The sequence below is a fragment of the Pseudundibacterium arcticum genome (assembly GCF_042646465.1).
GTDB lineage: Bacteria > Pseudomonadota > Gammaproteobacteria > Burkholderiales > Burkholderiaceae_D > Undibacterium_A > Undibacterium_A arcticum.
The window spans coordinates 60,095-77,120 of sequence record NZ_JBHRTP010000031.1; the positions used below are offsets into that span (position 1 = coordinate 60,095).

A 17,026-nucleotide genomic window follows, 5' to 3' on the forward strand; every position below is an offset into this window, starting at 1 on the left:
ACCCGAGCAATCCTTCGATATGCTCCCTTCAAAACGCTCCCTTCGATACGCTTCGCTACTCAGGGCGGACGGACCTACTCAGGGCGGACGGACTTACTGAGGGCGAACGGACCTGCTCAGGGCGACCCGACCTACTCCGGACGAACAGCCTTTTGTGCATCATTCATTCAACCCACCACTGCGGACTGAACGGTTACAGCCTGCCTAACCCCGTCGCAAATCCGTCGCGCGCGGTCACGCTCCTCTTACAGCGCCTCGGTGCGTTGTTCCAGCCACGCCTTGGCGTCGCCGCTGACATGCGGCAGCAGCCGCTCGCGCACCGTCGCATGGTACTGGTTGAGCCAGACGATCTCGTCCGGCCGCAGCAGGGTCAGGTCGACGCAGCGGGTGTCGATCGGGCACAGCGTCAGTGTCTCGAAGCGCAGGAATTCGCCGAATTCGGTGCTCTCGGCAGGCTGGTTCAGCACCAGGTTTTCGATCCGCACGCCCCAGCGGCCGGGCCGGTAGATACCCGGCTCGATCGACGTGATCATGCCCGGCTCCATCGCGGTGTGCGCTTCCGGCATCGCGCTGGCGGCGATCACCTGCGGGCCTTCGTGCACGTTCATGAAGTAGCCGACGCCGTGGCCGGTGCCGTGGCCGTAATCGATGCCGGCGGCCCAGATCGGCGCGCGCGCGATCGCGTCCAGCATCGGGCCCTTGGTGCCGCGCGGAAAATGCGTCGCCGACAGCGCCATCATGCCCTTCAGCACCAGCGTGAAGTCGCGCTTCTGCGCTGCCGACGGGCTGCCGACCGGCATCACGCGCGTGATGTCGGTGGTGCCGCCCAGATATTGGCCGCCGGAGTCGATCAGCAGCAAGCCGTCGCCTGCGATGGTGGCGTGCGCCTCGGCAGTCGCATGGTAATGCGGCAGCGCACCGTTGGCATTGAAGCCGGCGATGGTGCCAAAACTGGGGCAGACGAAGCCGGGGCGGCGAGCCCGCGCGGCGCTGATTTTTTCATCGATGGTCAGCTCGGTGACGGTTTCCTGCTTGCCATCGAGCGCCTGCTGCAGCCACGCGAAAAATTCGCACAGTGCGGCGCCGTCCTGCTCCATCGCGGCGCGTACATGGGCCACCTCGGCGTCATTCTTCTTCGATTTGGCGAAGGTGGTCGGATTGATCGCCTCCACCACCTTGACCGCGGCCGGCACTGCCTGGCGCAAGCCGAGCGTGACGCGGCGCGGATCGAGCAGCAGCGTGACACCGGCCGACAACGCCGCCAGCCCTTGCGCCGCTTCTGCATACGGCGCCAGGTCGACGCCATCGGCCGCCAGAATCGCGCGCAACGCATCCGGCACCTTGCCCTCGGCCACGAACAAGGTGGCGCGCTGCGGTCCGACCAGTGCATGCGCGACAAACACCGGGTTGAAATTGACGTCGGCGCCGCGCAGGTTGAACAGGTAGCCGATATCGTCCAGCGTCGACATGAAATGCCAGCCGGCGCCATGGGCGCGCATCGCGTCGCGCAGGCTGGCCAGCTTGGCGGCGCGGCTGACGGTGGCATGCGGCGCCACGTGTTCATAGATCTTTGGTGTCGGCAGCGTGGGCCGCTCCGGCCAGATCTCGGTCAGCAAATCGGCATCGGTGCGCAAGTGCACGCCGGCGGCGTCCAGTGCCTGCTGCAACAGGCGCGCGCCGGCCAAGCCAAGCACCGCGCCATCGGCGGCCACGGTCTGGCCGGGCTTCATGTTGGCGGCCAGCCAGTCAATATGCTGCGGCACATTGGCGGCGATCTTCATCAGCACGATGCCGGTACCGGCCAGTTCGGCCTCCGCTTGCGACCAATAGCGACTGTCGGCCCACAGACCGGCGGAATCGGCGGTCACGATCAGGGTGCCGACCGAGCCATTGAAGCCGGACAACCATTGCCGCCCCTTCCAGCGCCCCGGCAGGTATTCCGAAAGATGCGGGTCGGCCGACGGCACGATATAGGCGTCGATTTGCTGGCGCTGCATCGCAGTGCGCAGCAGTTGAATGCGGGAACGAATGGTGGCGAGGTGGTTAGTCAGAGTGTCCATAGATCGGAGGGTGGTTGATCGGGATGATTGGGTTTGCCAGGACGGTAGTCTGGGCAAAGTGACATCATACAGCGCAGCGACGGGATCGTGGGACGCCGCCGGCGATTTTGGCTTTGGTGGGAGTATTGGCAAAAATCGGCCAATTGCGCCCTATTTCATTGCGGGAATTAAAATACAGGGGCCAGTATATTATTGCGTTCCGGGCGGGGAAATGCTCGTGCCGCGCTCGCCAGACCGGTTGCCGCGTGCAACGCAGCGACCACGCCGGCAATTTGCACGGCGTCCGGAGACCGGAGACCGGCTTCGATACGCCAGCGGCTACTCAGTCCGAACGAAGAACCGGACTTTGAGCGTGGGCTAATCGGCAACCGCGGTCAGGCACGGAACTGCCGCAAGCCATCCAGATCGAGAATCGTGATGCCGCCATAGTCGAGCTTCAGCAAGCCTTCCTTCTCCAGCACTTGCAGCGCCTGGTTGGCGCGCTGGCGTGAGGTGCCGGACAGGTAGCCGACTTCTTCCTGGGATATCTTCAGATGCATGCCATTGCCCGGATACAGGTGGGCGTTGAACAGGCCGGCCAGGCAGCTGGCGACGCGCGCATCGACGTCGAGCAGGCGATGGAATTCGACGGTGGCGATGAACTGGCCGAGGCGTTCGTTGAGCTGCATCAACAAGAATCGCGTGAACGGCAGGCTGGTGTCGAGCAGCCACATGAAGGTGGCGCGCGGCATGCGGGCGATGCGGCTGTCGCGCAGCGCGATCACGTCGTATTTGCGCAGCTCGTTCTTGAGTAAGGATCCCTCGCCGAACCAGCCGCCGGTCGGCACGCCGGTGAAGGTCACCGACTTGCCTTCCGGCGATAGATTATTGATCTTGACCAGACCGTCGATCACGCCCAGCCAGGCGTCGACCTCCTCGCCTTTGCGGCAGACGAATCCACCTTCCTGCACGATTTGCTCGGCGATATCGGCTTCCACCCTTTGCATCTGGACCGGTGTCAGCGTCTGCGCCCAGATGGTCTGGCGCAGCATGTCAATGAAATTGGAATGGGTGGTTGGCATGGTGCGGCGCAATATCGATAATTGATCAATTGTCCTTACGATGACAGAAGTTAAGGACCGGACGCACTAGTATCATCCACAACAGCTGATCGGTGTAAAAAGCATTACGCTAGTACACAGGCCAGCAGTCTGACCTTCAGCACCGATCGCAAGCCATACTTAGCGCAGACTAAGTGCACCTGGCTGACAATAAGAAACCATAATAAGAAAATCAGAACCATCACCTATCACCTAAAGGTTGGATGATTGTGGAGACGACACAAGCTAGCGCGGCGCAGACCTTCCCCAGATTGCTGCTGCAACACGCGCAGACGCGCCCGCAGCGCCCGGCGTTTCGCGAAAAGGATCTCGGCATCTGGCAGAGCTGGAGCTGGGCCCAGGTGAATGACGAAGTGCGCGCGCTGGCCTGCGGGCTGGCGGCGCAGGGCTTCCAGCGCGGCATGAATCTGGCGATCATCGGCGACAACCGGCCGCGGCTGTACTGGGCGATGATGGCGGCGCAATGCCTGGGCGGCGTGGCGGTGCCTTTATATCAGGACGCACCGGCGGCCGACATGGCTTTCGTGCTCAGCAATGCCGAAGTGGCGTTCGCGGTGGTCGAGGATCAGGAACAGGTCGACAAGCTGTTCGAGCTGAAGGCACTCTACCCCGGCATCGCACACATCACCTATGACGATGAGCGCGGCATGCGCCATTACCAGCAGCCGGAGCTGAACTCCTACGCCAGCCTGCAGGAAATCGGCCGCGCCTACGACCGCGCCCATCCCGATTTCTTCATGCAGCAGGTCAATGCCGGCCGGCCGGCCGATACCGCCGTCATCTTGTATACCTCCGGCACCACCGGCAAACCCAAAGGCGTGTGCCAGTCGCACGCGGCCCTGATCGCGGCGGCCACCGGCTGCGTCGGCTTCGACCATCTGACTGACCACGAAGACATCCTGTCCTATCTGCCGATGGCCTGGGTCGGTGACAACCTGTTCTCGTACGCGCAGGCGCTGGTGGCGGGCTTCACCGTCAACTGCCCGGAGTCCGGCGACACCGTGATGACCGACCTGCGCGAGATCGGACCGACCTATTATTTCGCCCCGCCGCGAGTGTTCGAGAATATCCTGACGACCGTGATGATCCGGATGGAGGACGCCGGCCGCCTGAAACGCAACATGTTCCGCCACTATATGGAGGTGGCGCGGCGGGTCGGCGCCGACATCCTCGACGGCAAGCCGGTCGGGCTGATCGATCGCCTGCAATACCGGCTCGGCCAGTTGTGCGTGTTCGGACCATTGAAGAACGTGCTCGGCCTGTCGCGGGTGCGCGTGGCCTACACCGCCGGCGCCGCGATCGGGCCCGATCTGTTCCGTTTTTACCGCTCGATCGGCATCAACCTGAAGCAGTTCTACGGCGCCACCGAAACCTGCGCCTATGTCTGCCTGCAGCCGGACGGCCACATCAAGTTCGACAGCGTCGGACCACCGGCGCCGGGGGTCGAGGTCAAGCTGGCCGACAACGGCGAAGTGCTGGTGAGGTCGCCCGCGATGCTGACAGAGTATTACAAGCGTCCCGATGCCACTGCCGAAGTGATCGATGCCAACGGCTATTTCCATACCGGCGACGCCGGCATCTTCGACAGCGAAGGCCATCTGCGGATCATCGACCGCGCGGCCGATGTTGGCAAGCTGGTCAGCGGCGACATGTTCGCGCCGAACTATATTGAAAACAAGCTGAAGTTCTTCCCCTTCATCAAGGAAGCGGTCGCGTATGGCAATGGTCGCAACGAGGTGTGCGCCTTCATCAATATCGATATCGGGGCGGTCGGCAACTGGGCCGAGCGGCGCGGCATCGCGTATTCGGGCTACACCGACCTGGCCGGCAAGGAAGAGACCGGCGAGCTGGTGGCCGAGTGCATCGAAAAGGTCAACGCCGATCTGGCCAGCGAAGCGCTGATGGGCGGCACCCAGATCCACCGCTTCCTGGTGCTGCACAAGGAGCTGGATCCGGACGACGATGAACTGACCCGCACCCGCAAGGTCCGCCGACCGTTCATCGCCGACAAATACGCGGCGCTGATCGAAGCGCTGTACAGCGGCAAGCGTTCCCAGTACATCGAGACCCTGGTCAAGTTTGAGGACGGACGGCAAGGCATGGTCAGCGCGGACCTGAAGATACGCGAGGCGAAAACCTTTGCCGCGGTCCGGCACGCCGCATGACGGGCCAGGATTGTCGACCGCCGCGTGGTGAAGGAATGGGCGGCACCGGCGAGCGCTGTTCCGGAACCGCTTGCGGCGCAGATACCGCAGATACTCATCACATCGGCGCCGAATTCCGTAATGAAATATTGGACACTTTCACAATACTGGCAATAATTCAAAGAATTTATGGCTGACACTCGACAAATCGGTGATGTGATCCTCGACCTGCAGAACATCTCGCTGGCGTTCGGCGGGGTCAAGGCGCTGACCGATATTTCCTTCAATGTGCGCCAGCACGAGATCCGCGCGATCATCGGGCCGAATGGTGCCGGCAAGAGCTCGATGCTGAACGTGATCAACGGCGTGTATCACCCGCAGCACGGCAACATCGTGTTCCACGGCGAGAAGCGGCGCGAGATGAATCCGACCAAGGCCGCGCGCCAAGGCATCGCGCGCACCTTCCAGAACATCGCGCTATTCAAGGGCATGACTGTGCTCGATAACATCATGACCGGCCGCAATACCAAGATGCGTTCCAGCGTGCTGGCCAATGCGCTGTGGTGGGGTCCGGCGCGCAATGAAGAAGTCGCACATCGCGCCAAGGTCGAGCAGGTGATCGACTTCCTCGAAATCCAGCACATCCGCAAGACCCCGGTCGGACGCCTGCCGTATGGCCTGCAGAAACGGGTCGAGCTGGCGCGCGCGTTGGCGGCCGAACCGAGCATGCTGCTGCTGGACGAGCCGATGGCCGGCATGAACGTCGAAGAGAAACAGGACATGTGCCGTTTCATCCTCGACGTCAACGACCAGTTCGGCACCACCATCGTGCTGATCGAGCACGACATGGGGGTGGTGATGGATATCTCGGACCGCGTGGTGGTGCTCGATTACGGCAAGAAGATCGGTGACGGCACGCCGGATGAGGTCAAAAACAATCCCGAGGTGATCAAGGCTTATCTGGGGACAACGCATTGATTTTCTCCTCCCTCTTCAAGGGGAGATTTGTGGGGTTTCGCAAAGCATGCTTTGCGCCACAAATATCTAAGCCGCTTGCAAGCGGCGCAGTGGAATGACCGGGTGGGGGATGGGTTTCCGTTGAGCGACTGCCGTATGCGCAAGCAACCCATCCCCACCCTACCCCTCCCCTTGAAGGGGAGGGAATTAGTTAGTCGCTTTACGCGAGGAGTCAGTAACATGCAATTCTTTTTCGAAATCGCGATCACCGGCCTGCTGTCCGGCCTGATGTATTCGCTGGTCGCGCTCGGCTTCGTGCTGATCTACAAGGCGTCCGGCGTGTTCAATTTTGCCCAGGGCGCGATGGTGTACTTTGCCGCGCTGGCGGTGGTCGGCCTGATGGACCAGGGCCTGCCGATGTGGGCCGCGATCGTCGGCGCGTTCGGCGTGATGCTGGTGGTCGGACTGGCCACCGAGCGCTTCGTGCTGCGCAAGCTGGTCAATCAGCCGCCGATCACCTTGTTCATGGCGACCATCGGCCTCGCGTTTTTTCTCGAAGGCCTGGGCCCGCTGCTGTTCGGCAACGCGGTGCGCCCGATCAATCTGGGCATCGTCGACGAGCCGATCATGGCGATCATGGACAAGATCGGCATCGGCATCTCCAAGTTCGATCTGTTTGCGTCCGGCACCGTGATCGTGCTGGTCACCTTGCTGGCACTGTTTTTCCAAAAGACCAAGGTCGGCCGCGCCTTGCGTGCGGTGGCCGATGATCACCAGGCCGCGCTATCGCTCGGTATCCCGCTGCAGCACATCTGGGCCATCGTCTGGGGCGTGGCCGGCTTCGTCGCGCTGGTCGCCGGCCTGCTGTGGGGTTCGCGCAACGGCGTCCAGTTCGCGCTGACCATGACCGCACTGAAGGCGCTGCCGGTATTGATACTGGGCGGTTTTACCTCGGTGCCGGGCGCGATCGTCGGCGGCCTGATCATCGGCGCGTCCGAAAAGCTGGCCGAAATCTATATCCCGCCGGTGATGCAGGACCTGTTCGGCGGCAACTTCGGCGGCATCGAAGGCTGGTTCCCGTATGTGTTTGCGTTGTTGTTCTTGTTGGTAAGGCCGGAAGGCTTGTTCGGCGAAAAGCATATCGACCGCGTGTAATGAATTGCAGCAGAAACCTGGTTTGATCCGTTGGACGCTGCCGCAGAATGGAAGTGCAAAGCAGCTTCGGTCTTTACATTTCATTTTTGCGGGGACCCGCGAAGGCGGCGTCTTTGGCGCTGGGGCGGTGCCTCAGCGTTTTTTTCCCGAATTCTTGGTGACCAGTAACTGGTAGTGCGGGTGGTTGAATCTGTTGTTGAACGTGTTTTTGAATTTGCTTTTGACTTTGCCGTAAAAGCCGCTTGAGACGCTGCCGTTTGCGCGCCGCAGAAAATGGATCAGAAATGTCCGTTGTTTGAGCCGAAGGCGAGTTTCGGACATTTCCCATTTTTTGCGGCGCGCAAACGGGCACCCGAAGGGCAAGTCTGCGCGGTCGCCTTTCTTTTGCTTACTTTTCTTTGGCGAAGCAAAGAAAAGTAAGTGGCCGCCGGGCCACCCCCGGCTTGGTAGCAAGAACGAAGACCGTAGCATGCGACGAAAGCCACTGGGTCCCAGCGTTCGCTGGGACGACAGAGTTAAGGGTGGCTGGAAAAATGTCGGCTTTCCAGCAGTTAAGAAGAACACTTAAGAAGAACAGTTAAGACGAACCGTTAAGAAGAACCATTAAGAAGAACCATTAAGAAGAACCATTAAGAAGAACAGTTAAGACGAACCGTTAAGAAAAGCGGGTAAGAGAAGCAGTTAAGAATTGCAGAAATTTGATCGAACAACATCAATCACCGTGACCCGATGCGTGCAGACCACCGCAAAGCCGCAGCAGATTGATCAGGAGAAGAATCCATGTTTTACCGTGAAGCCGGACAATTCAAGACCACCTATGTCGCCGACAGCCAGATTTTCCCGATCCGGCAAGACCGCGTCGGCATCGTCACGACGCTGGCGATCGCCTTCGTGCTGGTGCCGCTGATCGGCAGCGAATACTGGTTCTCGGCGATCCTGATCCCGTTCCTGGTGTTTGCACTGGCCGCGCTCGGGCTCAACATCCTGACCGGTTACGCCGGCCAATTATCGCTCGGGTCGGCCGCGTTCATGGCGGTCGGCGCCTACGCCGCCTACAACTTCCAGCTGCGCATCGACGGCATGCCGATCCTGCTGTCCTTCATCCTGGCCGGCCTCTGCGCGGCGCTGGTCGGCGTCATGTTCGGCCTGCCATCGCTGCGCATCAAGGGCTTTTATCTGGCGGTGGCGACACTGGCGGCGCAATTTTTCGTGGTGTGGGCGCTGACCAAATTTCCATGGTTCTCCAACAACAGTTCGTCCGGCGTGATCAGCGCCCAGAAACTGGAAATATTCGGCTACGCCATCCACACGCCGATGCAAAAATACCTGTTCGTGCTGGTGATCGTCTGCGTGATGGCGCTGCTGGCAAAAAATCTGGTGCGATCGTCGACCGGCCGCGCGTGGATGGCGGTGCGCGACATGGACGTGGCGGCCGAAGTGATCGGCATTCCCCTGATGAAGACCAAGCTGCTGGCGTTCGCGGTCAGTTCGTTCTACTGCGGCGTGGCCGGTGCGCTGTACGCGTTCTGCTACCTCGGCTCGGTCGAACCGGACGGCTTCTCGCTCGATCTGTCGTTCCGCATCCTGTTCATGATCATCGTCGGCGGCGTCGGCAGCATCCTCGGCGCCTTCCTCGGATCGGCCTTCATCCTGCTGCTGCCGATTTTTCTCGACAACTTGCTGCCGCCGCTGGCTGCCTTGCTGCATCTGCCGTTCACCAACGCCGCCGTGTCGCATATTCAGCTGATGGTGTTTGGCGGGCTGATTATTTTTTTCCTGATCGTCGAACCACACGGACTGGCGCGCCTGTGGCAAATCGGAAAAGAGAAGTTGCGCCTGTGGCCGTTCCCGCATTAGGTTTTACCGGTAGCACCTATAACAATGATTTACCCCGCATAACACGGAGACAAATACCATGAAACTGATCACACAACTGATGTTGACTGCCGCCACAGCCGCCGCGCTGCTGGCGCCGGTCGGCCAGGCACTGGCACAGGCGGATACCCAGTTCATCGCACTGCCGAGTTACCGCGTCGGTCCTTATGGCGCCAACGGCCAGGCGTTCTATGGCGGCTACGTCGATTACCTGAACTACGTCAACATGAAGGAAGGCGGCATCAATGGCGTCAAGTTGTCGTGGGAAGAGTGCGAAACCGAATACAACAACGCCAAGGGCGTCGAGTGCTACGAACGGCTGAAGGGCAAGAACCTGGTCACCAAGGGCACCGCCTACAACGTGATGGCGACCGGCATCGCTTACGCGCTGATCGACAAATCGGCCGAAGACAAGGTGCCACTGATGATGGTCGGCTATGGCCGCACCGACGCGGTCGACGGTTCCGTATTCCCGTACGCGTTCCCGCTGGTCACCACTTACCAGATGCAGGTGTCGGCGATCGTCAAATACCTGGCGTCGAAAAACGGCGGCACCCTGGCCGGCAAGAAAATCGCCTACCTGTATCACGATTCAGCCTACGGCAAGGAACCGATCGTGGCGCTGGAAGCGGAATCGAAGATCGGCAAGTTCAACCTGATCCAGATTCCCGTGGCCCATCCGGGCAACGAGCAAGGTGCGCAATGGCTGCGTATCCGTCAGGAAAATCCCGACTACGTGATTTTCTGGGGCTGGGGCGTGATGAACCAGACCGCACTGAAGGCGGCGCAAAAGGTCGGTTACTCGCGTGACAAGATGATCGGGTCCTGGTGGGCCGGTTCGGAAGAAGACACGGTGCCGGCTGGCGAAGCGGCCAAGGGCTATATGAGCGCCACCTGGAACGTCGCCGGCGACAAGGTGCCGGTGATCGCCGACATCGAGAAGGTCGTGTACGGCGCCGGCAAGGGCAACATGCAAGACAAGACCAAGGTCGGCACCATCCTGTACAACCGCGGCGTTTCGGTCGCGATCGCCACGGTCGAAGCGATTCGTACCGCCCAGGCCAAATACGGCAAGGGCAAAGTGATCAGCGGCGAACAGATGCGCTGGGGCCTGGAAAACCTGAACATCACCAATGCCCGTCTCGCACAGCTCGGTGCGACCGGTTTGCTGCCGGAGATCAAGACCTCATGCGACAACCATGAAGGCTCGGGCAAGATCAAGATCCAGCAATGGGATGGCAGCAAGTGGACCGTGATTTCGGACTGGATCGAAGGTAACAAGACGCTAATCCACCCACTGTTCAAGGCCAACGCGGCGAAGTTTGCCAAGGAAAAGGGCATTACGCCGGCTTGCATGAAGTGAGTTCGGTTTTTGCTTTTATCTTGACCAAGGTGTTCGGTAAAAGTAGCCGGGAATCCCCTCCCCCCTTGCAGGGGGAGGGTTAGGGGCGCAGCAGGGAATTCGGGAGGCATGCCTCCTGCCTGCGTAGCGGTATCCGCTTGCAAGCGGATACGCGCACTGCAAGTGGGGGTAGAGTCGTCGACAAACAGCATTCGTTGTCTAGCGACCACCCCACCCCCATCCTAACCTTCCCCCTGAGGGGGAAGGGACTAACAACCACATTCGTCCGTAATCACGAATCACGGACGATTTTCTTAAACCCATTTGCGCAATAAACGGCTTTAAGAAAATGGAAAACATGGCGGAGCAAACATGAGCCCAGCACTGAGCATCAACAATATCGAAGTGATCTACGACCATGTGATCCTGGTCCTGAAAGGCGTGTCGCTGGAAGTGCCGGAAGGCAAGATCGTGGCCCTGCTGGGCGCCAACGGCGCCGGCAAGAGCACCACGCTGAAGGCGATTTCGAATCTGCTGGCAGCCGAGCGTGGCGACGTCACCAAGGGCAGCATCGAGTACCGCGGCGAGCGGGTCGACCGGCTGACGCCGAACGACCTGGTCAAGCGCGGCGTGATCCAGGTGATGGAAGGCCGCCACTGCTTCGCCCACCTGTCGATCGAAGACAACCTGCTGACCGGCGCGTATACCCGCAATATCAGCCACGCCGAAGTGAAACACGCGCTGGAAAAGATCTACGCCTACTTCCCGCGCCTGAAGACCCGGCGCAAGTCGCAGGCCGGCTACACCTCCGGCGGCGAGCAACAGATGACCGCGATCGGGCGCGCGATGATGGCGAAGCCGTCGATGATCCTGCTGGACGAGCCGTCGATGGGCCTGGCACCGCAGATCGTCGAGGAGATCTTCGAGATCGTGAAAGACCTCAACAGCAAGGAAAAAGTATCGTTCCTGCTGGCCGAACAAAACACCATGGTCGCGCTGCGCTACGCCGACTTCGGCTACATCCTGGAAAACGGTCGGGTCGTGATGGAGGGCGCCGCCAGCGAGCTGGCCAGCAACGAGGACGTCAAGGAATTCTATCTGGGCGTGTCGGGCGCCGAGCGCAAGAGCTTCCGTGACATGAAGTTCTACCGCCGCCGCAAGCGCTGGCTGGCTTAAGAATGAATCCGCAACATCCATGCGCCTCGCAAGCCATTTTTGCGCTGCAAAGCGCATGGATAATGCGGTTTTTTGTAGGATGGGTAAAACCCATCATCGACGGCACGCTATACATGGCGGGTTTCACCCACCCTACGCGCCTTCATCCCGACGCCGCCGACCAAGAAGCTCCAAAGAGAAATAGGTTAAATCTGAAAGCACGACCATGAGCCATCAGCCTGAATATCTGGATACCCTGGAAACCCGCGACCCGCACACCCGTGAGCGGGACTTGATGGCGCGCCTGCCGCAGCTGATCGCGCACGCACAAAGCGCCAGCGGCTGGGCCCGCATCCTGAGCGGCGTGCACGCGGCCGACATCAACAGCCGCGCAGCGCTGGCGCAACTGCCGGTGACGCGCAAATCGGACCTGAAGGATCTGCAAAAACTCGACACCCCGTTCGGCGGCCTGACCACCACACCGGTGCGGCAACTGGGGCGGCTGTTCATGTCACCGGGACCTATTTTCGATCCCGAAGGGCGCGCACAGGACTGGTGGCGTTTCGCGCGGCCGCTGTATGCGGTCGGCTTGCGCGCCGGCCACATCGTGCAGAACTGCTTCTCGTATCACTTCACGCCGGCCGCCTTCATGGTGGAAGGCGCTTGCGCCAGGCTCGGCTGCGCCGTGATCCCGGCCGGCGTCGGTCAGACCGAATTGCAGGTGCAGGCGATGCTCACGCTAAAGCCGGACGCCTACGTCGGCACGCCGTCCTTCCTGAAGCTGATCATCGAGAAGGCAGCCGAGATGGGCGCCGACATTTCCAGCGTGCAGCGCGCGGTACTGGGCGCCGAAGCGCTGCCGCCGTCGCTGCGCACATGGCTGCAGGACCATGGCGTCGCGCACGTGGTGCAGATGTATGCGTCGGCCGACATCGGCAACATCGCGTATGAATCAGAGACCAATGGCCAGCTCAATCCCGGCATGATCGTCGATGAAGACATCCTGCTCGAGATCGTGCGTCCCGGCACCGGCGACCCGGTCGCCGCGGGTGAAGTCGGCGAGGTGGTCGTGACCTCGTTCAACCCCGACTATCCGCTGATCCGCTTCGCCACCGGCGACCTGTCGGCCACCCTGCCCGGCATCTCCCCCTGCGGCCGCAGCAATACCCGCATCAAAGGCTGGGTGGGACGCGCCGACCAGACCACCAAGGTGCGCGGCATGTTCGTGCACCCGTCGCAAGTGGCCGAAATCGCGCGCCGCCATCCCGAAATCCTGAAGGCGCGGCTGGTCGTGACCGGCGAAATGGCGAACGACGCGATGACGCTGCGGTGCGAAGTCGCCGATCCGGACGCCCACAGCGATCTGCTGATCGATAGCATCCGCGACAGCATACGCGACGTCAGCAAACTGCGCGGCGAGGTGCAGTTCGTGGCGCGCGGCAGCCTGCCGAACGACGGCAAGGTGATCGAGGATGCGCGCAAGTACGAATAGGTGGTCAAACGATAGCCAGCTCAGCGCGGTGGTCGGGCTGCCGCCCGGCGCCGCCAGCGCTCGACAACGGCGACCTTGGCCCGTCGGGTTGAGGCTGCTCCGGCAAAATTCCGGTGCCGTCGTGTGGCGAAAAACCAACGACCTCGACATCGGCGGCGCGCTTGCCCGATAATGGTGCAAACCCATTACCGATTGCATGACATGCTAGATTTTCACGCCGAACGCGCCCGCAGCCTGCTGGGCAAGGCCGAACTGATCCACGACCACGATGCAGTGCAGGCGGCCGTCGCCCGTGTCGCCGCCGCCTTGAACCAACGCTTCAACCAGCCGGACAGCCCGCCGTTTCCGCTGGTGCTGGGCGTGATGGGTGGCGCGGTGGTGTTCACCGGCCAGTTGCTGCCGCAACTGGCATTCCCGCTCGAATACGATTACATCCACGTCACGCGCTACGGCGACGACGCGCAAGGCGGCAAGGTGGTCTGGAAAGTAATCCCGCGTTCCAATGTCAAGGACCGCATCGTGATCGTGGTCGACGATATTCTGGATGAGGGCGAGACCCTGGCCCATGTCAAACAGCGTCTACTCGACATGGGTGCGGCCGAAGTGTTGTGCGCGGTGTTTGCCGACAAGGCAATCGGGAAACCAAAGCCGATCACGGCCGATTATGTCGGCGTCACGGTGCCGAATAAATTTGTGGTCGGTTTCGGCATGGATGCGCACAGTTACTGGCGCAATCTGCCGGAGATCTGGGCGCTGCAGTCCGAAGAGGAGTGAGACTGTTGCCGTGCAAATTGCGCTCGCTGCATAAACCGGCGCAATAAACTACGGGTCGTCCCAGCCCTTCGACACGCTCAGGATAAACTGGCCTGCGGCCACGCTGGGACCCAGCGGCGTTCGTGATGACGCGATATCGTTTGCAATCTGGCAATCCAAAAAATCCGGATTTCTGCAGTCAAGGAATGACTTTCAAGTTGGGCGCGCGCCATTTCCCCTTCAAATGCCGCAGATGCGCCGTTTGGCGACGTCGTATTCCGCCTTCAACCGTGCCACCATTTCTGCCACGCTGGGCACGTCTTCCATCATGCCAACGCCCTGCCCTGCGCCCCAGATGTCGCGCCAGGCTTTGGCCTTGCTGCTACTGCCGGAGCCGAAGTTCATCGCGCTCTTGTCGGCCACCGGCAGATTGTCGGGATCGAGCCCGGCCTGCACGATCGATTTCTTCAGATAATTGCCGTGCACACCGGTAAACAGATTGGTGTACACGATATCGGACGCCGCCGACTCGACGATCGCCTGCCGGTACGCGTCGTCCACATTCGATTCCTTGGTCGCCAGCCAGCGCGAACCGATGTATGCAAAATCGGCGCCCATGGCCTGCGCCGCCAGCACCGCGTCGCCGGTCGCGATCGAGCCTGACAGCGCAATCGGGCCGCTGAAAAACTTGCGCACCTCACCCACCAGCGCGAATGGCGACAGGGGACCGGCGTGACCGCCGGCGCCCGAAGCCACCAGGATCAGGCCGTCGACGCCGGCTTCCAGCGCTTTCTGCGCATGGCGGATCGAAATCACGTCGTGCAGCACGATCCCGCCATAGCCATGGATCGCGTCCAGCATCTCCTTCGGCGGCGCGCGCAACGATGAAATGATGATCGGGATCTGATGTTTGACGCACATCTCGACGTCGTGCTGCAACCGGTTATTCGATTGGTGCACGATCTGGTTGACCGCGATCGGGCCGACCTTGGCATCTGGATTGGCAAGTCGATAAGCGGCCAACTCGGCCTTCAGGTCGGTCAGCCAGGTGTCGAGCAGGTCCGCCGGGCGGGCATTGAGCGCAGGGAACGCACCGACGATACCGGCCTTGCACTGGGCCGCGACCAGCGCCGGTCCGCTGGCGATGAACATTGGTGAACCGATCACTGGAATACTCAGGTTTTGCAACGCAACAGGCAATGTCATGACAAGCTCGCGAAGTGGGTGGGACAGCGAAGAGGCTTGATTATAAGAGAAAAAAGAACGAGCGTGCTAGATTGTCAGCTCTAGTCGCGCAGCCGAGCGCCCGCCGTCGCGTCGGCGCTGCGCCTTGCATGACGCCGGTCCCGTGCGCCGTCAGTGTGATCGATTCCGCTGCGCCGATCAGCCGCGGTCGACCAGCTTGCCGTCCACCAGCTCGGCCGCGCCGGCCCTGACCAGTTGTGCCACCACCCATTGCGCCAGGTCCGGCATCGAATGGCCGAGATAGCGCCGGTTCGATTCGGCGATCAGGCGGATTCCGGACAGCAGTTGCGGCAGTTCCGTGACGGCGATGACCTGGCGCTCCAGCAGCAGGAACTTGAGCAACACCTTGACCGCATTCTGGGCGTTGCGCACCGGGTCCGCCGCCAGGTAGTCGAGACGCGAGCGTGCCCGCTCGAGTGCCGCCTCGATCCCGGCAAACGGCGCGCCATGGCCCGGAATCACCAGCCGCACGTCGAGCCCTGCAATCAAGTCCAGCGTGGCGCCGGTCTCGGCGAAACCGGACTCACCCTCCAATTCCGGAAAAATCACGCCGAAGCCGTTTTCCCACAGTGCATCGGCCGAGATCAGGATGCGTTCCTGAGGGCAATACAGGATCAGCGAATGCGGATCGTGGCCCGGCGCGCCCAGCACTTGCCAGTCCAACTCGCCCAGCACGATCGCGTCGCCCGATGTGAGCGTGTCGTCGAAACCGAAGCGCGGACACTGCTGGCCGGTCGCCGCGAAACTGAGCGCGTCCGGATCCCAGTCCCGCACCTTGGCGGCCTCGGCGGCCGGGATCGTGGTGCGGCACCCGTATGCGGCCTGCAGCGCCGCATTGCCGCCGCAATGATCCGAATGCAGATGGGTGTTGATCAGCCGGTCCAGCCGCCGCCCCTGCAAGCCGAGCCGCACCAGGGCCAAGGTCTGCGGCGCATGCGACGCATAGCCGCTATCGACCAGCGCGGTCTGTTGGCGGCCGAGAAACAGGATATTGTTGGCGGACAGCCAGCCGCGCTCCAGTACGCGCATGGTTGGTGGCAAGTGCAGCGACAAATACGGCGCCAGATTCGTCGCAGGAAGATTCGTAAAATCAGCCATACTGGTTAGCCACCCCGCTTGTTGTCGCCGTAACGGCGCTTGATCTCGCGCCATACTGCCAGTTTTTTGTCTTCTGTCGCGGCGCTCCAGGCAATGATCTCGCCGATGTTGCGGTAACAACCGATGCACAGACCGCTGTGCGCATCCATCTGGCAGATGTTGACGCAGGGCGAAGGCAAGGGACCCCGATGCGCATCGGGGTCGAACGAGTGGATCCGGATTTGCTGTGTCATATTTTCGCTGCCGTATTTAGCTGCGGCACGGTGGCGCGCGGCGGGACCGTGTAACGCCATTCGAACTGGATGCCGGCTTGCAGGTCTGGGCGCATGTGGTGGGTGTCGGGAAAACCCACATTATGCCGTCTGTTCGGCCGTCCTGTGGCTTGCCGCATCTGCCATTGTCGCGGCAAGCGCCAGCACCGCGGCCACCCATGTTTCAGAAAAGCATTGACCCTGGTGGTGCAACTTGGTGTAATTCAGTCGGCCCGTCTGCGCCTCATGGGCAGCCCGGCAGCGTCTGAATGGTGAACCAAATAGGCCGAAACATTAATGCTAGTGATTATGAGAATGCGCGCTGAAAAGTTGCAATAAATGTATTATCGCAGCACAAACATTGCTAGTGATTGCTAGTGCCCGAAAAGTTTGGGATGG

General features: G+C 61.2%; 13 protein-coding genes. 8 read left to right on the forward strand and 5 right to left on the reverse strand.

Annotated features, from left to right (window positions below; genetic code table 11):
* Positions 1–245 precede the first annotated feature (245 nt).
* Both ACFOFO_RS10650 and ACFOFO_RS10655 read right to left on the reverse strand, forming a co-directional pair.
* Entirely contained in the window at positions 246–2,060 is a 1,815-nt protein-coding gene (locus ACFOFO_RS10650) for an aminopeptidase P family protein (RefSeq protein ID WP_390327736.1), read from the reverse strand.
* Positions 2,061–2,434: 374 nt separating this feature from the next.
* Positions 2,435–3,121, reverse strand: a complete 687-nt coding sequence (locus ACFOFO_RS10655) for a Crp/Fnr family transcriptional regulator (RefSeq protein ID WP_390327738.1) — start codon at positions 3,119–3,121, stop codon at positions 2,435–2,437.
* A 242-nt stretch (positions 3,122–3,363) separates the two neighbouring features.
* On the opposite strand from ACFOFO_RS10655, the gene ACFOFO_RS10660 reads away from it, so the two are divergent.
* The 8 genes from ACFOFO_RS10660 to ACFOFO_RS10695 all read left to right on the forward strand — a co-directional run bounded on the left by ACFOFO_RS10660 (position 3,364) and on the right by ACFOFO_RS10695 (position 14,054).
* Positions 3,364–5,325: an AMP-dependent synthetase/ligase gene (locus tag ACFOFO_RS10660; RefSeq protein ID WP_390327740.1), complete on the forward strand. Its 1,962-nt coding sequence runs from the start codon at positions 3,364–3,366 to the stop codon at positions 5,323–5,325.
* Between the two features lie 168 nt (positions 5,326–5,493).
* On the forward strand, positions 5,494–6,282 hold the full coding sequence (locus tag ACFOFO_RS10665) for an ABC transporter ATP-binding protein (protein ID WP_390331521.1): 789 nt from the start codon (positions 5,494–5,496) through the stop codon (positions 6,280–6,282).
* Between the two features lie 219 nt (positions 6,283–6,501).
* The gene (locus ACFOFO_RS10670; protein WP_390331522.1) at positions 6,502–7,416 is read left to right on the forward strand and encodes a branched-chain amino acid ABC transporter permease; all 915 of its coding nucleotides are present in this window, start codon (positions 6,502–6,504) and stop codon (positions 7,414–7,416) included.
* 780 nt (positions 7,417–8,196) lie between these two features.
* Positions 8,197–9,273: a branched-chain amino acid ABC transporter permease gene (locus ACFOFO_RS10675; RefSeq protein ID WP_390327745.1), complete on the forward strand. Its 1,077-nt coding sequence runs from the start codon at positions 8,197–8,199 to the stop codon at positions 9,271–9,273.
* A gap of 58 nt (positions 9,274–9,331) precedes the next feature.
* Positions 9,332–10,654, forward strand: a complete 1,323-nt coding sequence (locus tag ACFOFO_RS10680; protein WP_390331523.1) for an ABC transporter substrate-binding protein — start codon at positions 9,332–9,334, stop codon at positions 10,652–10,654.
* Positions 10,655–11,005: 351 nt separating this feature from the next.
* The gene (locus ACFOFO_RS10685) at positions 11,006–11,809 is read left to right on the forward strand and encodes an ABC transporter ATP-binding protein (protein WP_390327746.1); all 804 of its coding nucleotides are present in this window, start codon (positions 11,006–11,008) and stop codon (positions 11,807–11,809) included.
* Positions 11,810–12,014: 205 nt separating this feature from the next.
* Positions 12,015–13,280 carry a phenylacetate--CoA ligase family protein gene (locus ACFOFO_RS10690; RefSeq protein WP_390327748.1) on the forward strand — a complete coding sequence of 422 codons (1,266 nt, stop codon included), beginning with the start codon at positions 12,015–12,017 and terminating at the stop codon, positions 13,278–13,280.
* A gap of 201 nt (positions 13,281–13,481) precedes the next feature.
* On the forward strand, positions 13,482–14,054 hold the full coding sequence (locus ACFOFO_RS10695; protein WP_390327749.1) for a hypoxanthine-guanine phosphoribosyltransferase: 573 nt from the start codon (positions 13,482–13,484) through the stop codon (positions 14,052–14,054).
* Between the two features lie 219 nt (positions 14,055–14,273).
* On the opposite strand, the gene ACFOFO_RS10700 is transcribed toward ACFOFO_RS10695, so the two are convergent.
* The 3 genes from ACFOFO_RS10700 to ACFOFO_RS10710 all read right to left on the reverse strand — a co-directional run bounded on the left by ACFOFO_RS10700 (position 14,274) and on the right by ACFOFO_RS10710 (position 16,609).
* On the reverse strand, positions 14,274–15,239 hold the full coding sequence (locus tag ACFOFO_RS10700; RefSeq protein WP_390327750.1) for an NAD(P)H-dependent flavin oxidoreductase: 966 nt from the start codon (positions 15,237–15,239) through the stop codon (positions 14,274–14,276).
* 177 nt (positions 15,240–15,416) lie between these two features.
* Positions 15,417–16,376, reverse strand: a complete 960-nt coding sequence (locus ACFOFO_RS10705; protein WP_390327751.1) for an MBL fold metallo-hydrolase — start codon at positions 16,374–16,376, stop codon at positions 15,417–15,419.
* A 5-nt stretch (positions 16,377–16,381) separates the two neighbouring features.
* Complete coding sequence (locus tag ACFOFO_RS10710; RefSeq protein WP_390327752.1) at positions 16,382–16,609, reverse strand: DUF1289 domain-containing protein; 228 nt, start codon at positions 16,607–16,609, stop codon at positions 16,382–16,384.
* Between the last annotated feature and the right edge of the window lie 417 nt (positions 16,610–17,026).